Source organism: Okeania sp. SIO2B9 (assembly GCF_010672505.1).
In the GTDB taxonomy this organism is placed as follows: domain Bacteria; phylum Cyanobacteriota; class Cyanobacteriia; order Cyanobacteriales; family Microcoleaceae; genus Okeania; species Okeania hirsuta.
The window spans coordinates 1-1,178 of record NZ_JAAHGK010001743.1 but is presented as its reverse complement, the minus strand read 5'-3'; the positions used below and the strand labels follow the sequence as shown (position 1 = coordinate 1,178).

1 protein-coding gene is annotated in these 1,178 nt (G+C 31.3%); it reads right to left on the bottom strand.

What is annotated here, in order from left to right; all coding sequences use genetic code 11:
- Positions 1-172: 172 nt before the first annotated feature.
- The coding region (locus F6K13_RS34110) for a helicase-related protein (RefSeq protein WP_287290082.1) at positions 173-1,178 on the bottom strand (1,006 nt) is incomplete at its 5' end.

The following is a 1,178-nucleotide window of genomic DNA, read 5'->3' as shown; positions in this document are numbered from 1 at the left end:
TTTAAAACCGAGAGGATTGAATATAAAGAAATATTATTTATTTTTTCCCCTTAAAAGGGGAGGCTTTAAACCAGAATTATTTAATTATTAATAATTAATAATTAATAATTCGGTAAGAAAGAAGAGGAGGAAAAGGAGAAAGTTTTTGATCGCTAATTATCTGGACATGATATTAAATATCTAATAATCCATATCTTTTTTGAATGTTTAATAACTTTCTCCTAGCTTCCCCAGAATTATCTGCTAAATCGGCAAATTCTAAGAACCTTTTCAACTCCTTTCTCAGTAAATTTCTTTCTACTTCCAAGGTACTTCTACCCATATCTGGAGGTAAAACAATCATATCAAATAAAGTTGCCCTTTCCTTACTTGGATGAGGTCGTAAAATTCTGCCTCTTCTCTGAATAAACTGTCGAGGATTTTGACTACTTGCTAAAATAACTGCATTTTTAATTGCTGGTATATCTACCCCTTCATCTAAACATCTAATTGCTACTAAACCTTGCAATTCTCCATTTTCAAATTGTTGCCTTAATTTTTCTCTTTTTTTAATTGAAGTTTCAGTAGTATAAGTATTAACTCGATAACCTAATTCATAACCTAATATTCTTACCACTGCTTCCATTTGTCTTAAATTTGAAATATCTTCAGTTTCTACGGAACTATCCCCACAATAAAATAAAGTATGACTGGTTTGTAAACGATTAGCCATTAATGCTTTTAATGCTGTTAATTTATTTGTGGCTGAAGCAACTAAACGGGAACGCTGAATTAATAAAGCAGTTAAGTCTTCTTTTTCTATCTCTACATTTTCTTTTTCTGATAATAATAATACCCAACCAATCTTCGAGGTTAATTTTGCATAAGCGCGACTTTCTGCTTCAGTCAATTCTACTAAAATTGGATAATAAAGATAACGAGCTAAAGCACCTTGTCTAATCGCATCAGCCAAAGTTAATTCAGGCTGTAATACTTCACCAAAATAATCTAAAATCGCTGTAGTTCCTTGGTCATCAAAATATCTTTCTGGTGTAGCAGATAAAGCAAGTCTTAAACCAATATTTTTTGGTAAACTCTTCTCTAACTTGGGCGAACCTAAATGATGTGCTTCATCCCCAATAATCAGAGTTTTTTCAGGAAAATATTTAATTTGAGATTGGAGACTATCTGAAATAAAA